The 15,937-nt window shown below is 70.1% G+C and carries 14 protein-coding genes; 3 read left to right on the forward strand and 11 right to left on the reverse strand.

Annotated features, from left to right (window positions below; all coding sequences use genetic code 11):
- The first annotated feature begins 14 nt into the window (after window positions 1-14).
- Together AC07FA_RS12185 and AC07FA_RS12190 are read left to right on the forward strand one after the other, a co-directional pair.
- Window positions 15-734, forward strand: coding sequence for an ABC transporter permease (locus tag AC07FA_RS12185; protein ID WP_479074977.1), 720 nt, complete (start codon window positions 15-17; stop codon window positions 732-734).
- 293 nt (window positions 735-1,027) lie between these two features.
- On the forward strand, window positions 1,028-1,708 hold the full coding sequence (locus tag AC07FA_RS12190; protein ID WP_479074979.1) for a hypothetical protein: 681 nt from the start codon (window positions 1,028-1,030) through the stop codon (window positions 1,706-1,708).
- A 140-nt stretch (window positions 1,709-1,848) separates the two neighbouring features.
- On the opposite strand, the gene AC07FA_RS12195 is transcribed toward AC07FA_RS12190, so the two are convergent.
- The 9 genes from AC07FA_RS12195 to AC07FA_RS12235 all read right to left on the reverse strand — a co-directional run bounded on the left by AC07FA_RS12195 (window position 1,849) and on the right by AC07FA_RS12235 (window position 11,699).
- A complete protein-coding gene (locus AC07FA_RS12195) occupies window positions 1,849-2,664 on the reverse strand; it encodes an HAD family hydrolase (protein ID WP_479074981.1) in 816 nt (271 codons plus the stop codon).
- Window positions 2,661-3,938, reverse strand: coding sequence for a serine--tRNA ligase (gene serS, locus AC07FA_RS12200; RefSeq protein ID WP_479074983.1), 1,278 nt, complete (start codon window positions 3,936-3,938; stop codon window positions 2,661-2,663). The genes AC07FA_RS12195 and serS overlap by 4 nt, the downstream gene beginning before the upstream one ends.
- 627 nt (window positions 3,939-4,565) lie before the next feature.
- Window positions 4,566-5,501: a prephenate dehydratase gene (gene pheA / locus AC07FA_RS12205; RefSeq protein ID WP_479074985.1), complete on the reverse strand. Its 936-nt coding sequence runs from the start codon at window positions 5,499-5,501 to the stop codon at window positions 4,566-4,568.
- Between the two features lie 63 nt (window positions 5,502-5,564).
- A complete protein-coding gene (gene efeB, locus AC07FA_RS12210) occupies window positions 5,565-6,896 on the reverse strand; it encodes an iron uptake transporter deferrochelatase/peroxidase subunit (protein ID WP_479075177.1) in 1,332 nt (443 codons plus the stop codon).
- A gap of 17 nt (window positions 6,897-6,913) precedes the next feature.
- Window positions 6,914-8,869 (reverse strand): copper resistance CopC/CopD family protein, encoded by a 1,956-nt coding sequence (locus AC07FA_RS12215; RefSeq protein ID WP_479074986.1) that lies wholly within the window; start codon window positions 8,867-8,869, stop codon window positions 6,914-6,916.
- Between the two features lie 14 nt (window positions 8,870-8,883).
- Complete coding sequence (locus AC07FA_RS12220) at window positions 8,884-9,330, reverse strand: copper chaperone PCu(A)C (protein WP_479074988.1); 447 nt, start codon at window positions 9,328-9,330, stop codon at window positions 8,884-8,886.
- Window positions 9,327-9,983: an SCO family protein gene (locus AC07FA_RS12225; RefSeq protein WP_479074990.1), complete on the reverse strand. Its 657-nt coding sequence runs from the start codon at window positions 9,981-9,983 to the stop codon at window positions 9,327-9,329. The genes AC07FA_RS12220 and AC07FA_RS12225 overlap by 4 nt, the downstream gene beginning before the upstream one ends.
- 44 nt (window positions 9,984-10,027) lie before the next feature.
- On the reverse strand, window positions 10,028-10,765 hold the full coding sequence (locus tag AC07FA_RS12230) for a YcnI family copper-binding membrane protein (protein WP_479074992.1): 738 nt from the start codon (window positions 10,763-10,765) through the stop codon (window positions 10,028-10,030).
- A 103-nt stretch (window positions 10,766-10,868) separates the two neighbouring features.
- A complete protein-coding gene (locus tag AC07FA_RS12235; protein WP_479074994.1) occupies window positions 10,869-11,699 on the reverse strand; it encodes a hypothetical protein in 831 nt (276 codons plus the stop codon).
- 237 nt (window positions 11,700-11,936) lie between these two features.
- On the opposite strand from AC07FA_RS12235, the gene AC07FA_RS12240 reads away from it, so the two are divergent.
- Entirely contained in the window at window positions 11,937-12,602 is a 666-nt protein-coding gene (locus AC07FA_RS12240; protein ID WP_479075178.1) for an ATP-binding protein, read from the forward strand.
- A gap of 48 nt (window positions 12,603-12,650) precedes the next feature.
- Here the strand turns inward: AC07FA_RS12240 and AC07FA_RS12245 are convergent, their stop codons facing one another.
- A complete protein-coding gene (locus AC07FA_RS12245) occupies window positions 12,651-14,132 on the reverse strand; it encodes an aminopeptidase P family protein (RefSeq protein ID WP_479074995.1) in 1,482 nt (493 codons plus the stop codon).
- A 142-nt stretch (window positions 14,133-14,274) separates the two neighbouring features.
- Complete coding sequence (locus AC07FA_RS12250) at window positions 14,275-15,759, reverse strand: PP2C family protein-serine/threonine phosphatase (protein ID WP_479075180.1); 1,485 nt, start codon at window positions 15,757-15,759, stop codon at window positions 14,275-14,277.
- Window positions 15,760-15,937: the final 178 nt, after the last annotated feature.

Here is a 15,937-nt window from a genome sequence, read left to right on the forward strand (position 1 = left end):
AGCTGTGAAGCGTCATGTACGACCCCACAGTCGCTCGGCTCACCTACCGGGCCCTGCTCGGCCGGCGCCGGGCTGCCATTCTCTTCATCCTGCCCGTCCTGCTGGTCGTCATCGCCGTGGCGGTACGGGCGTTCGCGGGGGCGGACGACCAGGTCGCCGCCAACGTGCTGGGCGGCTTCGCCATCGCCACGATGGTTCCGCTGATCGGTGTCATCGCGGGTACCGGGGCGATCGGGCCCGAGATCGATGACGGCTCGATCGTCTACCTCCTGGCCAAGCCGGTGAAGCGTCCGACGATCATCGTCACGAAGCTGATCGTGGCCATCGCGGTCACGATGGTGTTCTCGGCACTGCCGACGCTGATCGCGGGCCTGGTCCTCAACGGCAACGGCCAGCAGATCGCCGTGGCCTACACGATCGCGGCGCTGGTCGCCTCGATCGCGTACAGCGCGCTGTTCCTGCTGCTCGGTACGGTCAGCCGGCACGCCGTCGTCTTCGGTCTGGTCTACGCGCTCGTCTGGGAAGCGCTCTTCGGCAGTCTGGTGCCGGGCGCGCGGACGCTGAGTGTGCAGCAGTGGTCCCTCGCGGTCGCCGAGAAGGTGGGCGCGGAGGGTGCCATCACCTCGGACGTCGGACTGCCGCTGGCGACGGTGCTGCTGGCGGGCATCACGGTGGCTGCCACCTGGTACGCGGGTCAGAAGCTGCGGGCGCTGAAGCTCGCCGGCGAGGAGTGAGCCGGCCCATCCCGGAACTGCGCAACCCCCGTCCGATGGGCGGGGGTTGTTCTGTGTCCTATGAACGGACAGTGGTACGCGTAACTGTACGGTTATCGGCTCGTTGGCCAGGGTGCGTGGAGGCAGTGGGAATCCGTGGCGTCGAGCTTTCGTGAATGCGGGGATCGCCGACACCGGTGAGGCAGTGCCGGCCGGGTCGGTCATTGAGTGAGTGGCAACCGTGAGCGTCCTCCACCCCTGACGCCCGGGGACAGGGCTGTCCCCCGCCGTTCCCGCGCACGAAAGGCATGACCATGCCCACGGAAGTCGCCCTGCTCGAATCGCGCGCTCTGCGCGTCGAGCGGATGGGGCGCGTCGACGTCCTCGACAAGATCAAGAGTCTTGTCATGCTCCCGGATGGAATTCACGTTCGCACAGAGGATGTCGCTCGCTACTTCGAAGTATCCACAGCCTCGGTCAGAAGGTTGACCGACAGGCATCAGCCCGAGCTCATCGAGAACGGGATGCGGGTCATTCGTGGCTCTGAGCTGCGCACCTTCCATAGCGACATGCTGTCGCTATGGAAGGGTGAGGCGCCGGAAAGTTATCCACAGGCGGCTTCACGGCTGCGGCTCTACACCCGCAGAACCGTGCTCAACGTCGCCATGCTTCTTCGCGACAGCGACATCGCCCGATGCGTGCGTACGTATCTCCTCGACGCCGAGGAGGAGCTGAGAGTGGCGTACCGCTCGCTCGATCAGCGCGTCACCGGCATCGAGGGGTGCCTCGCCGGTGTCGGCAGCGCGCTCCAGGAGCTCGGACCGGTGCTCGGCAGGATGTCGGAGCGGCTCGACAGCCTCGACCGGAAGCTGGACGCCACGTACCAGGTCGTCGGCGCCATGAGTGTGAAGCTCTCGGACGTCTCCCAGGACATCGGCCGTATCGACGCACGCATGGACGGTCTCGCCCAGCAGCTCAAGGACCTGCGCGGCTGACCCGCTCCTGACCGGCACCCGGCTGCTCGCGGTCCGTCCCCAGGGGTGCGGACCGCGAGTTGACGGGGGGCACGGGTGGTGCGCCGCGGTGACTCAGTGGGAAGCCGCCGGCCGCCGGGGCCGGCCGGCTCCCCCGTGCGTCAGGAGCGTCCCGTCCTGAGGAGTTCCTCCAGGACCACGGCGATGCCGTCGTGCTGGTTCGACGCGGTGATCTCGTGGGCCACGGCCTTCAGATCGTCGTGCGCGTTCGCCATCGCCACACCGTGCTGCGCCCAGCCGAACATCGGGATGTCGTTCGGCATGTCGCCGAAGGCCAGCGTGTCCGCCGCCTTCACGCCGAGCCGGCGGGCGGCCAGGGACAGCCCCGTCGCCTTGCTCAGCCCCAGCGGCAGGATCTCCACCACGCCCGGACCCGCCATGACCACGTCCACCAGACTGCCGACCGCCTCCCGGGCGGCCTTCGTCAGCGCGTCGTCGCCGAGCTCCGGATGCTGGATGTAGACCTTGTTCAGCGGGGCGGTCCACATCTCGGCGGCGTCGTCCACGAAGACGGCGGGCAGTGGCCCGTCCTGCACCTGGTAACCGGGCCCGACCAGCACCTCGCCCTCCAGCCCGTCACGGCTGGCGGCCAGCGCCAGCGGGCCGATCTCCGCCTCGATCTTGGACAGCGCCAGACCGGCGAGCTGCCGGTCCAGGGTGAGCGAGGTCAGCAGCTTGTGATCGCCCGCGTGATAGACCTGCGCGCCCTGGCCGCAGACCGCGAGGCCCTCGTAGCCCAGGTCGTCCAGGATGTGCCGGGTCCACGGGACCCCGCGTCCGGTGACGATGATGTGCGCCGCGCCGGCCGCGGTGGCCGCGGCCAGCGCCTCGCGGGTGCGCTCGGAGACCGTGCCGTCGTCACGCAGCAGCGTGCCGTCGAGGTCGGTCGCGATGAGCTTGTACGGGAAGGTCGTCACTTGGAGACCGGCTCCAGGACCTCACGGCCGCCGAGGTACGGCCGCAGCACCTCGGGCACCCGCACCGAACCGTCCGCCAGCTGGTGGTTCTCCAGGATCGCCACGATCGTGCGCGGTACGGCGCAGAGCGTGCCGTTCAGTGTGGCCAGCGGCTGGACCTTCTTTCCGTCGCGCATCCGGACGGAGAGGCGGCGCGCCTGGAAGCCGTCGCAGTTCGAGGCGGAGGTCAGCTCGCGGTACTTGCCCTGCGTCGGAATCCACGCCTCGCAGTCGAACTTCCGGGAGGCCGAGGCCCCCAGGTCGCCCGAGGCGACATCGATCACCTGGAAGGGCAGCTCCAGCGCGGTGAGCCACTGCTTCTCCCAGTCGAGGAGGCGCCGGTGCTCGGCCTCGGCGTCCGCCGGGTCGACGTACGAGAACATCTCGACCTTGTCGAACTGGTGGACGCGGAAGATTCCGCGGGTGTCCTTGCCGTACGTGCCGGCCTCGCGGCGGAAGCAGGGCGAGAAGCCCGCGTACCGCAGCGGCAGCTTGTCGGCCTCGACGATCTCGTCCATGTGGTACGCGGCGAGGGGGACCTCGGAGGTGCCGACGAGGTAGAAGTCGTCCTTCTCCAGGTGGTAGACGTCCGCGGAGGCCTGGCCGAGGAAGCCGGTGCCCTCCATGGCGCGCGGGCGGACCAGGGCGGGCGTCAGCATCGGGATGAAGCCGGCCTCGGTGGCCTGCGCGATCGCGGCGTTGACCAGCGCGAGCTCCAGCAGCGCGCCGACACCCGTCAGGTAGTAGAAGCGCGAGCCGGACACCTTGGCGCCGCGTTCCATGTCGATGGCGCCCAGCGACTCGCCGAGTTCCAGGTGGTCCTTCGGGGCGAAGCCCTCGGCTCCGAAGTCACGGATGGTGCCGTGCGTCTCGAGGACGACGAAGTCCTCCTCGCCGCCCACGGGCACGTCCTCGTGGACGATGTTGCCGAGCTGGAGGAGCAGCCGCTTGGCCTCGGCGTCGGCCTCGTCCTGAGCGGCGTCGGCCGCCTTGACTTCGGCCTTCAGCTGATCGGCCTTCTTCAGCAGCTCGGCACGCTCGTCCGGGCTTGCCTTGGGGATCAGCTTGCCGAGCGACTTCTGCTCGGAGCGGAGTTCGTCGAAGCGGACGCCGGACGACCTGCGCAGCTCGTCGGCGGAGAGAAGGGCGTCGACGAGCGCGACGTCCTCTCCACGGGCGCGCTGGGAGGCGCGAACACGGTCGGGGTCCTCACGGAGCAGGCGAAGGTCAATCACCCCTCAAGGCTACCGGTGTGGGGTTCCCCCGCTCGAACCGATATCGATGAGCGTGTCACTTTGCCCGAATTGCCGGAATTGATAATCCTGGGAGGAGAATCGCCCGGCCGGGCGGGGCCGAGGGGGTCAATAAACGAGCCCATTCCCCCGAAAAGGGTTCAACCGGCCCTTACTCCTTGACGCACCGGGCTTGCGGGGGGCGGAAGTTGGGGGCGGAGGCGGGGTGTTGTCCACAGGCGGGCGCGGTTCGAATTAGTTATCCACAGGCTGTGAGGAAGATCTGTGGATGCCGGAAGAGATCGTTCCGAAAGCCACATGAAGGGCCATGGATTCCCCGCTCAAACACAGTTCACACACTCATTCGGGTGGGAATTCGGTGCTCTAAAGAGTTGATCAATGCAATTGGGGTGACACACGACGACCTGTGGCCCTGTGGACCGATCTGATGCCACTGAGCCGATTTGTCGACCATGTCGCATTACGGTGTCGACTTGTCCCCAGGTCGAGACGGGAGCCTGTGGATAACTCTGTGGGTAAATGAAAATCTGCAGGTAGGACCGGTGAGCAACGCACAGGGCACCCCAGCCGCACCCCCGCCGCATACCGGCCGCAGCCGGCGTTTGTGCCTCAGACCCGGCCGTCCTGGCTGCGGGCCAGCCAGTCGGACGCCTCGGTGAAGTCCGTGTCCGAGGTCCCCGCGCGGAGCGCGCGTACGTCCTCCGCCGTCACTCCGGCACGCGGATACGAACCCAGGAACCGCACGTTCGGGCAGATGCGCTTCAGCCCCATCAAAGCCTCACCGACCCGCCGGTCCGCGATGTGGCCTTCGGCGTCCACGGCGAAGCAGTAGTTGCCGATGCCCTCACCGGTCGGCCGGGACTGGATCAGCATCAGGTTGACCCCGCGGACCGCGAATTCCTGGAGCAGTTCGAGCAGCGCCCCCGGGTGGTCGTCACCCAGCCAGATGACCACCGAGGTCTTGTCCGCACCGGTCGGCGCCGACGGCCGGGCCGGGCGGCCCACCAGGACGAAGCGCGTCTGGGCGTTCTCGGCGTCGTGGATCTCCGTCACCAGCGGTTCCAGGCCGTAGGTCGCCGCGGCGAACTCTCCGGCGAAAGCGGCGTCGTAGCGCCCCTCCTGGACCAGCCGCGCACCGTCCGCGTTGGACGCGGCCGACTCCCACACGGCCTTCGGGAGGTGGGCCGCCATCCAGTTGCGTACCTGCGGCTGCGCGGCCGGGTGAGCGGTGACCGTCTTGATGTCGGTCAGTTTGGTCCCGGGACGCACGAGCAGCGCGAAGGTGATGGAGAGCAGCACCTCGCGGTAGATCATGAGCGGTTCGCCGGTGGTCAGCTCGTCGAGCGTCGCGGTGATCCCGCCCTCGACGGAGTTCTCGATCGGTACGAGCGCTGCCGCCGCCTCGCCGCTGCGCACCGCGTCCAGGGCCGCCGGTACGGAGACCATCGGGACGAGCTCGCGGGTGGCGGCTTCCGGGAGCGTACGGAGGGCGACCTCGGTGAAGGTGCCTTCGGGACCGAGATAGGCGTAGCGCGTGGCTGACATACGGTCACCCTAATGCGCCGTGCGCGAGGGGCAGCGCCGTCTCAGGATGCGACCGGGCAGCGGTCAGGACTCCAGCAGCCGCTGTCCCACGTACTCGCCCTTCGCGGCGCCGCCCGGTACGGCGAAGAGGCCGCTCGCCTCGTGCCGGATGAACGGCGAGAGCGCATCGCCCCGGTCGAGCTTGCGCTGTACCGGCACGAAGCCCCGGAAGGGGTCCGCCTGCCAGCAGATGAAGAGGAGCCCGGCGTCCGGGGTGCCGTCCGCCGCGATGCCGTCGTGGTACGAGAAGGGGCGCCGCAGCATCGCCGCGCCGCCGTTCTTCTCGGGAGAGGAGATCCGCGCATGGGCGTTGTCGGGGATCACCAGGCGGCCGTCGGGTCCGGCCTTGTCGAGGTCCATCTCGGTCGTCTCGCTGCCGCCGCTGAGCGGGGCGCCGTCCGCCTTGCGGCGCCCGATGACCCGCTCCTGGCGTTCCACCGGGAGTTTCTCCCAGTCGTCGAGGAGCATTCTGATGCGCCGGACGACGGCGTACGAGCCGCCCGCGAGCCAGTCGAACGCCGGACCCGAGTCGGGCGAGGTGCTGTCGGCCCCCGGGTTCGACGGTACGAAGATCCGCTGGTCGAAATCGCTGTCGGACGGCTTCGGATTGCCGGTGCCGTCGATCTGACCCATCAGATTCCGGGCGGTCCTCGGCCGGTCGGTGGCGCCCGGGGTGCGGTTGAAGCCGTTCATCTGCCAGCGCACCCGGGCCGTCGTGGCGGCCTCCCTCTGGAGGGCGCGCAGCGCGTGGAAGGCGACGAGCGCGTCATCGGCACCGATCTGCATCCAGAGGTCACCGTTGGAGCGCTTGGCGTCGAGGTGGTCGGAGGAGAACGGCGGCAGCGGGTCGAGGCCGGGGGGCCGACGGCCGGTCAGGCCCGTACGTTCGAAGAAGGTCCGGCCGAAGCCGAAGGTGACCGTCAGCGAGGACGGTCCGGCGTCCAGCGCGATCCCGGTGTCGTGACCGTCTCCCTCCCCGGCGGGCCGGCCCGCCATCAGCCGCTCGGCCGTGGCCGACCAGCGGCGCATCAGCGCGGCGGCCTCCTTGCGTCCCGCGCCGGGCGCCAGGTCGAAGGCGATCAGATGGCCACGGGCCTGAAGCGGAGTGGTGATCCCCGGTTGATGTTTCCCGTGAAACATTGCCCGGGTCGACCCGACGGTGGTCAGCGCCGCCGGTTCGTCGGGGCGGGTGGCGGCGTAGCCCGCGGCGCCGCCCGCCGCACCCAGCACGAGCCCGGTCGCTCCGGCCGCTCCGGCGGTGCCGAGCAGCCGCCGCCGGGAGACGGTCCCGGTGGCACCCGCACCACCACCCGTACCGGAGCCGCTTCTCGCGTCCTTCGGGGCCTCGTCCTTCATGTTCTTGCTCAACCTGCTCAGCCGATCTTGACGTTCTTGTCGATGGTCGTCTGGTCGATGTCCGAGGTCCGTACGGTCACGGCGATCGTCCAGTCGCCCGCCATCGGGACCTGGATGCCGTCGGCCGTCCAGTGGCCATCGGCGAGGTGGTCGGGGACGACCGGCAGCGGGCCGATGTCCTTGGACTTCAGCGTGAGGGCCACCTTCACCTCGGGGACGTCCAGAGGCCGGCCGTTCTCGCCGTCGACCCAGATGTGCAGCTGGTTGGCGCCGATGCGGCCGGGCTCGATGTCCAGCCGCACGGTTCCCTTGCCGTCCGGGGCGCCGGTGTCGAAAGGCAGGCTCAGATGGACCGGGGTCCCGGCCGCGGGAACGGTCGCCGCGGCCGAGCTGCGGGAGGCCTCCTCCTCCGTACGCCCGGGCTCGGTGGCAGTGAGCACGGTCGTCACGGCGAGGAGGACGACGGCGATGCCGGCCTCCGTGAGCACCGAGCGGCGCAGGCCCGAACGGTCCGGGTCGGCATCGCGGGCGCGCTTCTTCCTGGTGGCCGTCAGCGCGGCACGCTGACGGGCGAGTTGGGCGGCACGGCCGGGGGCGATGTCCCCGGCGCCTGCCCCCGCCGCCACCGCGACGGGCTCACCGTCCTCGCTCGCGTCCTCGCTCCCCTCCTCGGCGTCCGACGCCTCCACGGCCTCGGCCGGTGCCGTGCTCTCCGTCAGCCGTGAGGTCCACCGGCGGGAGATCCAGGCGACACCGACGAGGACGGCCACCAGGGCCACCTTGACGAGCAGGAGCTGCCCGTACCGGGTGCCGGTCAGCGCGGACCAGGAGCCGACCTGGCGCCAGGACTGGTAGATCCCGGTGGCGGCGAGGACGACCACGCTCGCGAACGCCACGCGGGAGAAGCGCCGTACGGCGGAGCTCTCGACGGCGGGCGTCCGGTACAGGGCGACCAGCAGCGCGGCGAGACCGCCCAGCCAGGCGGCGACGGCCAGCAGATGCAGGACGTCGACCGGCATGGCGATACCCGGCTGAATGCCGGTCGACGCGTGCTCCGCGAGGGCCCAGGTTCCGGCGATGCCCGCGGCGACGACCGTGCCGCCGATGGCGAGGCCGAAGGTGAGGTCCTTCTGCTCCGTCTCGTCCGCGCGCTTGGCGTACCCGCCGAACAGGACGGCGACGAAGAGCGCGGCGGCGCCGAGCAGCAGCAGCCGGGAGACCAGCGCGGCGCCCGGCTTGGTGTCGAGTACCGCTTGCAGACCATTGAGATCGAAGGCGTCCGAGAGCTTGCCGGAGCCGGTGTACGGGTTGCGCAGCACCAGCATGGCGAGCGTGGCGGCCGTCAGTGTGATCCAGCCGCGCACGACGAGGCGTTGCAGCGGGCGCTCGCCCGCCCCCCGCCGCCAGCAGGCGAGCACGAAGGCCGAGCCGCCCGCCAGCAGGATGAAGCCGGCGTACGCGGCGTAGCGCGCGATGTCGTAGAGCGTGCCGACCAGTCCGCCGCCGGCCCCGCCCGAGGGCAGCGCGACGGTGGTTTCCGAGGGAGCGCCCACGGAGAACGTGAAGGCGCCGGATACCGGGTGGCTGTCCGCGGAGACGGCCTGCCAGGCCACGGTGTAGGTGCCGTCGGGCAGACCGGCGAGGAGCCGCACGCCGTACTGCACGGCGCCGCCGCTTCCGACCTCGCGTGGCGCACCGGTGTCCGCCCGTCGCCCGTCGGGGTCGAGGACGCGGATCGAGTCGTCGCCCACGGCGATCTGTTCGGAGAAGGTGAGGGTGACCTCCTTGGGCGCGGTGTCGACCACCGCCCCGTCCTGCGGGTCGCTGCCGGTGAGGGCGGCGTGCGCGGACGCCGGGCTCGCGCCGGCCAGCACCAGGCCGAACAGCAGGCCGAGGACCGTGGCGAGGAGCGCGAAGGCGGCGAGCGGCCGGCGTATCGGATGCGGCCCGAAGCGCGGGGCGGTGGCTGTCATGGTGTGTCAGTCCCTCACTGCTTCTTCGGGTTGTGGGTGGTCTCCTTCACGGGAACGTCGACCTTGATGGGGCCGGCCTTCTCGAAGTGCAGCTCCAGGGAGACCGTCTCGCCCTGCTTGGGCCGCTCCTTGAGCTTCATGAACATGATGTGGCTGCCACCGCGTTCAAGATCCAGTTCGCCGCCCGCGGGAACCTCGAAGGAACTGACCATGCGCATGGTCTGGTTCCTCGTCTCGTGGATCGTGACGTTGTCCGACAGGGGACTGGTCACGGAGGTGAGGCGGTCGGCGGCGTCCCCGCTGTTCTGTACGACGAGGAAACCGGCAGCCATGTCGCTGATGGGCTGCGGCATGAAGGCGCCGATCACCTTCAGTTCCGGCTCGTTGTCGGAGGAGCACCCCGCCAGCGTCAGCCCCGTGGTGAGGGCGAGGACGCCGGCGAGGACGGTGCGGCGGTTCACGGGGTCGCCCCCGTGACGAGCTTCGGGAGGTCCTTCGTGTAGTCCTCGGCCGTGGTGTCCTCGCCGTACAGCACGTACCCCTTGTCGGTCTTCGGCGAGAAAGCGATCACCTGGGCGCCGTGCATCGAGACGACCGTGCCGTCCTTCTCCGCCTTCGGCGGGTCGATGCCGATGCCGATCTGCCGGGCGCCCGCCTGGATGGTCGGGAAGTCTCCGGTGAGTCCGACGAAGGCGGGGTCCTGGGCCTTCAGCCAGCTGCCCAGGGCCGACGGGGTGTCGCGTTCGGGGTCGGTGGTCACGAAGACGACCTGGAGCTTGTCCTGTTCGGCCTTGGGCAGGGCGCGCTTGGCGAGCGCGATGTTGCTCATGGTCAGCGGACAGACGTCGGGGCAGTGGGTGTAGCCGAAGTAGATGAGCGTCGGCTTGCCCTTGGTCTCCTCGCGGAGGTCGTACTTCTTGCCGTGGGTGTCGGTGAGGACGAGGTCGGGCTTGGTGAACGGCTGGTCGAGTACGGTCGCGGCCTTGGTGCTGGTGTCCATGGAGACATCCGCGACCGGCTGCTTGGCCGAGTCTGCTTCGCTGCCGCATGCCGACAGCGTGAGTGCGGCCGCGGCGGCGAGCGCCGCGGCCAGCATCATCTTCTTGGTGCGCATGGAGAATTGTTTCCTGGTCTGTGGTGCGGGTGCTGCTCTGGGTGTCAGGCGGTGCGGCGGCGGCCCGCGAGCACCCCGAACGCGACACCGGCGATGCCGATGAGGATGCCGACGACGCCCAGCACCCGGGCGGTGTTGTCGCTGCTGTCTGAGGCCGACGCCGAGGACGTCTTCGTGGCGGGGGCGGCCTTGTCGTCCGTGGCGTGGGCGTTCTTGTCGTCGGCGGCGGCGCCGTGCGCGTCGGCCGAAGCGGCGGTCAGCTTGAGGACGGGTGCCGGGCTCTCGGGCTCTTCGCCGTTCTCCGCGGGCTCCTCGATCCAGCGGACGACTTCCTTGTTGTCGTACGTCTGGAGGGCCTTGAAGACGAGCTGGTCGGCGTCCTCGGGGAGCTGGCCGAGCGAGAGCGGGAACTGCTGGAAGTAGCCCGGGTCGATCTTGCTGCCGTCCGAGGTCCAGGTGACCTTCGAAACCGCTTCGGTGATCTTCTTGCCGTGCACGTCGAGAGGCTTGTCCAGCTTGGTCTTGTCGACCTTGATCTTCCAGCCCGGCACAGCCTGCGGGCTGACCGAGGACAGCGGGTGCTCGGTCGGGAAGTTCACTTCGAGCTTGACCGTGGAGGCGTTGTCGCGCTCGTTGGGCACCTTGAAGTTGATGGTGGCGTAGCCGCCCTTGGCGGCCTCGCCCTGCGGCTGGACGCTGACGTGTGCGGCGGCGGGGCCGACGAACAGCAGGACGGTGGAGGCGGCGACGCCGCCCGCGATGGCGATGCGTGAAACGTTCATGGCAGGGATCTCCACAGGCAGGAAGAGAAGGTGGTCCGGCGCGCAGGTGCGCGACGGCATCGCGACACCAGTCCCCCCGGTGATCCCGGCGAAGGGTGTCGCGTCAGGCTGCGCGTACGTATACGGCGGGAGGCCCGCGCCTGATCACCATGTGCTGCAAGGGGTCCCCGGTGGCGGGCGCGGGAGCGTCGGCTGCGGTACGGGGAAGGAGCGGCCCGGTCGTCCGCCGTCCGGGCAGGCCGGCGAGCAGGGCGCGTACGAGCGAAAGGGCGGCGCGCAGGGCCCGCAGCCGTGCGCCGGCCGCGAGCTCCTGGGCGCCGTGCACCGAGAGCCGGGTGAGTCCGAACAGCGCGACCTCGCCGCGCCGCAGCAGCCAGCCGGTGACGAGAGCGGCCAGGAGGTGCCCGAGGAGCATGGGCAGGCTGGGCAGCGTCCCGGAGGATTCCACGAGTCCGGCGAGACCGGTCAGCGCGCTCGGGTCGGACGCCGCGAGGTGTGCGTGGTCCTGCGCCAGGGTCGCCGGGTCGATGCCCGCGGTGGTGACGACGCGGTGGGCCTCGGCGGCGTTCAGCCGGGCCGGCCCCTCGCCGCACAGCAGCCCGGCGGCGAAGCGGATGAGCGCGTCGCTGTCCGTCCCGGCAGCGGAGCCCGTCGCGGTGTTCGCCCCGTGGGTGCCGAGTCCGAAGAGGACGTGCAGAGCGAGCTGTCCGCCGGTGAGTGCGGTGGCGATCGACGGGAGCGACCGTTCGCGCCCGGCGAGCGGCACCACGACCGCGAAGAGGCCGAGGAAACCGGCGAGCAGGGTCCACCACGGGACGGCCGCGCACGAGGCGAGCGTGTGTCCTGCCGCGGACAGCACGACGCAGACCGCGGTGAACACCGCGGCCCTCATGAGCCGCAGACCGGCTCCGGCGTGTGCGACGGGCATAGACATGGCCGGGTCATCATCGCACTGCGCCCATGGCCCGTGTCAGTCAGGTCCGGAAGGTCGGTTTCCTGCGTCCTGGATGGCTGTTGTGCCTGTTCGGGTGGGCCGGGGCCACCGGACATAGCCGGTATCCGGAATATTCGCATCCGCCGAATGAGTGCCGTCACGGCCGATCCGTGCTTACGACGGGCCATGCGCGGCAATACGTATCGGTATGTCGAGCCGCAGCCAGGAGGCTGGAGCATGAGCATGTGGTGGTCACTCCATTTGCGGCGCGAAGCTGCGAGCGTTCCGCTCGCCCGTCGTTTTCTTCTCGGCACCATGGAAACCGCAGGCGTCGATCCGGACATCTCCTACGACCTGTCGGTCGCGCTCAGCGAAGCCTGTGCGAATGCCGTCGAGCACGGCGGGGAGCAATGGGACGCCGCTGAGACCGATGGAGCCGGTGAGGGGTCCGGGCCAGATCCTTCGGGGGACGGGCCCTCCGCTACGGCCTCCGGGCAGTATCGGGTCACCGCTTATCTGGACGGCGAGAAATGCCGTATCGAAGTCGCCGACTCGGGGCCCGGTTTCCCCACCCGGCGCGCGCTTCGCACCGCCGCACACCCGTCCGTCGACTGTCCGGCCGACCGGCAGCCCGCTGCCGCGCAGCGGCCGCCGGCTCACCGGGAAGCGGCCTGCCCGGCCGTGGATCACCCGGAAGCCACTCACCCGGCAGCCCCTCAGCCGGCCGCCACGTATCCGCCCGCCGCGCAGGCGGCCGTCATGGCGGAGAGCGGGCGAGGGCTCGGTCTGATCGAGCAGCTCGCCGATCACGTCCACTTCGCCAACCGGCCGGGCCGGGGCGCGGTGGTGAGCTTCGACAAGATCCTGAAATGGCGGGAGGGCGCGCTGCTCATGGTGTCCTGAGCGGCGCGCCCTCCGGCGCGGGGTACGACGGCAGGTCGCCCGGCGGGGTCAGCTCTTGAGCTGCGCCATCCACGCCTCGACCTCGTCGGCCCGGCGCGGCAGCTGGTCGGAGAGATTCCGGTTGCCGTCCTCGGTGACGAGGATGTCGTCCTCGATCCGGACGCCGATGCCGCGGTACTCCTCGGGCACGGTCAGGTCGTCGGCCTGGAAGTACAGACCGGGCTCGACCGTGAGGCACACGCCGGGCTCCAGGACGCCGTTGACGTACGCCTCGGTGCGGGCCGCGGCGCAGTCGTGGACGTCCATGCCGAGCATGTGACCGGTGCCGTGCAGGGTCCAGCGGCGCTGGAGGCCGAGCTCCAGGACCTTGTCCACGGACAGGTCACCGAGCAGGCCCCACTCGACCAGCTTCTCGGCGAGCACGCGCTGCGCGGCGTCGTGGAAGTCGCGGTAGTCGGCGCCGGGCCTGACGGCCGCGATGCCCGCTTCCTGCGCCTCGTACACCGCGTCGTAGATCTTCCGCTGGAGCGGCGTGAACGTGCCGCTGATGGGAAGGGTGCGCGTCACATCGGCGGTGTAGAGGTCGTTGGTCTCCACACCGGCGTCGAGCAGCAGCAGTTCGCCGGAGCGGACGGCGCCGTCGTTGCGGACCCAGTGCAGGGTGGTGGCGTGCGGGCCGGCGGCGCAGATCGAGCCGTAGCCGATGTCGTTGCCCTCGATGCGGGCGCGCAGGAAGAACGTGCCCTCGATGTAGCGCTCGCTCGTCGCCTCGGCCTTGTCGAGGACCTTCACGACGTCCTCGAAGCCGCGGGCGGTGATCTCGCACGCCTTCCGCAGCTCCGCGATCTCGAAGGCGTCCTTCACCAGACGGGCCTCTGAGAGGTAGACGCGCAGTTCCTCGTCACGCTCCGCGGTGACCTTGTCGGTCAGGGCGGACTCGATGCCGGCGTCGTGCCCGCGGACGTTGCGCACCGGTCCGGTGGCCTCGGTCAGCGCGGCCGGGAGCTCACGGACGTCCTTCGCCGGTATGCCCAGCACCTGCTCGGCCTCGGCGAGCGAGTGGCGGCGGCCGACCCACAGCTCGCCCTGGCCGTCGAGCCAGAACTCGCCGTTCTCACGGTTGGAACGGGGCAGGAGGTAGACCGTCGCCTCGTGCCCCGCCTCGTCCGCGGAGCCCTTCGGTTCCAGGACCAGGACGCTGTCGTGGGTCTGGTCACCGGTGAGGTACGCGTACTCGGTGGAGGCGCGGAAGGCGTACTCGGTGTCGTTCGAACGGGTCTTGAGGTTGCCCGAGGGAATGACCAGGCGCTCACCGGGGAAGCGCGCGGAGAGCGCGGCGCGGCGGGCAGCGGTGTACTCGGCTTGGGCGATCGGCTCCAGGCCGTGCAGCTCGGTGTCGGCCCAGCCGGACTTCATGTTCTCGGCGAGCTCATCGGAAATGCCCGGGTACAGGCCGTTCTTCCGCTGCTTGATCGGCTCTGCCTCTTCGGTCTCCGGCTCCGGGTTCTCCGGGATGAGCTCCTCAGACACGATTTGTCTCCCTTGTTACGACACTGGACCGCTCCCCATCGTACGGGCGTACGGAAGGGGGTCCAGGGTCGGAAGACCTCTTACATCCCACGGCGCGGTGGTCACGCGGAGTGCCCGGCCGCGGCGTCGGTCGTGGCGGCGATCAGTCGAAGTGGGCGGCGAGGATCACGACGTCCTCGGTGCCGTCGACCTGGTCCTGGCCCTCGGGCAGCATCGCCCGCATCACATGGTCGGCGATCGCCGCCGGATCGTGGCGCGCGGCCTTGGGCACGCAGGCCGCCGCCGAGTGCAGCCGGGCGAACGCCCGGTCCATCGTGTCGCCCGTGCGCCGCAGCAGCCCGTCGGTGTAGAGGAGGACTGTCTCGCCGGAGTCGGGGGTGAACTCCACGCTCGGCGCCTCCCAGCAGGCGAGCATCCCCAGGGGGGCCGAGAGCGTGGTCTCCACGAACTCGGTGCGGCGCTCGCCGATCACCAGGGGCGGGCTGTGGCCGGCGCCGGCCAGCACGATCTTGCGGCGGGCGGGTTCGCAGTAGGCGAAGAGCGCGGTCGCGGCCCTGGCCGGCTCGGTCAGCCGCAGCAGCAGCTCCAGGTCGGAGAGTACGGCGACGGGGTCCTCGCCCTCCATCACGGCGTACGCCCGCAGGCTCGCCCGCAGCCGTCCCATGGCGGCGAGCGCGCCGGGGCCCGAGCCGCCGACCGACCCGACGGCGAGGCCGAGCGCGCTGTCCGGCAGTGGCAGTGCGTCGTACCAGTCCCCGCCGCCCTGCGGCGCGGGCCTGTGACGTGCGGCCAGTTGTACGCCGGGGACGCGGGGCAGCCTGCTCGGCAGGAGTTCCTCGGCGAGGACCGCCACGTCGGTGCGGGCCCGCTCCAGCTCCAGCAGCCTGGCCAGATGCTCGGTGGCGTACCGGATGTAGAGGCCGATGAGGTGGCGCTGGCGTTCCAGCGGTTCGGCGGGCTCGTCGTAGAGCCAGACGGCCGCACCGAGCCGGCCCGCGGCCTCGGTGGCGAGCGGCAGGGCGTAGCTCGCGGCGTAGCCGAGCCGGGCGGCGACCTCGCGGTGGCGCGGATCGAGACTCTCGTCGCCGAGCAGGTCGGGGCTGGTCAGCGGGCCCTGGGCGTCCGGCAGTCCGTCGAGGATGCGGCCGTACGAGATGGCGCTGCGCGGCACGGTCTCGATGTGTCCGAGCTCCGCGTGCGCGAGTCCCAGGCCGATCGTGGTGGAGGGGCCGCCCGCGGCCGGTTCGAGGACGAGGAGTCCCCGGCGCGCACCGACCAGCGCCGCTCCGGCGTCCAGCAGCTCACGGAGGGCGTGGTCGAGCGTATGGGTTCTGGCCAGGCGCTCGGTGAGTTCGTGCAGGGTCGTGAGGTCGGACACCCAGGACGCCAGGCGGTCCTGGAGGAAGGCGCCCGGGGCCGCCGGGATGCCCGTCAGAGGCGCGGAAGTGTGCGTTGAAACAGGAACCTGAGGATCGATTCCAGCCACTTTCGGCAGGTGAGGGGCGCTCATGGCAGCCAGCTTTCCGACCGGTGCGATTCGTCGAATAGCATCGCAAACCCCCATGTCATTCTGCGCCGCTATCAATGCATCCACATGTACACGCACAAGTAAGGCGATGTCCAGCATTGTCCTCACGGGATTTGTGGTGTCTGTGTGACAGTTAAGTTGGCTAAAAAATGCACCTCTGGCAGTAATTTGCGGTCGACTGGGAGCGCTCGACAAGGGGTGCCCTCGGGGTGAAGTGCCCGAGGGAGCGTCATCCGGGGCATGCTGGGTACGTAAACGGTGATGACCGGGGGCAGTT

The organism is Streptomyces sp. NPDC045968, assembly GCF_056430475.1.